This window comes from Microvirga sp. KLBC 81 (assembly GCF_003075415.1).
GTDB lineage: Bacteria > Pseudomonadota > Alphaproteobacteria > Rhizobiales > Beijerinckiaceae > Microvirga.
This window is the reverse complement of record NZ_QDAH01000271.1, coordinates 1-1,006: the sequence shown is the minus strand read 5'-3', so window position 1 is coordinate 1,006 and position 1,006 is coordinate 1. Positions and strand designations below refer to the sequence as shown.

Genomic DNA, 1,006 nt, shown 5'->3' with positions numbered 1-1,006 from the left:
GGGACGCCAACGTCGGTCAACAAACTCTCATCTGCGGGTTGACCCGCATGACCTTGCTGCGTTTGGGGCTACCTCGCTCTAGAGGGTGAGCATCACAGGCTCATAGTGGAGACGAGGGCTCCCCGGCATTGTCCCACCCCCAGCGCCACGGACCGCCCCGAGGGTTCTGCTCTGTGTTCAGTGATCCTCCCCTGCTGGATGGTTGCGGAAGATGCTCACGCGGCCTTTGGCAACTGGACCATGCAGGCAATCGTCCACACAAATTCGACCATCTCCCGCGCGATGGCGACAGTGACCACATTGGCGGTCTTGCCCAGAACGGTCAGCCGCCGATAGCGGGCACACAACCGCACCTGCGCCTTCCAAGCGATCTCGCGCACCGGCTTGGGCAGGGCCTCGATCCGGTCAACCTTGTGGCGACCGACCCGCGGCTTCAGGCGGTAAGCCCAGGCACCTTCAACCAGCGCTCGACGGGCATGCGAATTGCCGGTCTTGGTGATGCCACCCCGCCGCACTGTCCGGCCCGTCGAGCGTTCGCCCGGCACCAGGCCGAAATACGCCATCAGCTGACGCGGGTTGGCAAAGCGGGTGAAGTCGCCGACCTCATTGACCAGCACCACGGCATTGATCAGAGCGATGCCGCGCAGAGCCTGCAGGGCCTCAACGGCAGGACAAAGAGTCCACTGGCCCAGAAGCGCATGAATCTGCTCCTCAACCCGCTGGAGCCGTCGTTCCGCATTGCTGACCGCATCGACATAATCCTGAAAGGCAATCTGCTGGGCGGGATGGTCGAAGGCGAGTGTCGACAGCCAGCGGCGGTAGGCCACACTCCGGGCTCTCGCAGACCCTTGGGAGCGGCCGTGCCGCAGCAGGAAGCCTTGCAGATGCTGACGAGCCCGCGTCACCAGCTGTCGCACAGTGCTGCGCAAGCGGATCAGGTCACGCATGGCTTCATGCGCCTCATTCCGGCACCCAGACCGGTGTCAACTCACCCGCTCGCTGGAGA

At 64.0% G+C, this 1,006-nt stretch carries 1 pseudogene; it reads right to left on the bottom strand.

Annotation, left to right across the window (positions count from 1 at the left end):
• Positions 1-215 precede the first annotated feature (215 nt).
• A pseudogene (locus DC522_RS33700) lies at positions 216-956 on the bottom strand (IS110 family transposase); the annotation flags it as partial.
• Positions 957-1,006: the final 50 nt, after the last annotated feature.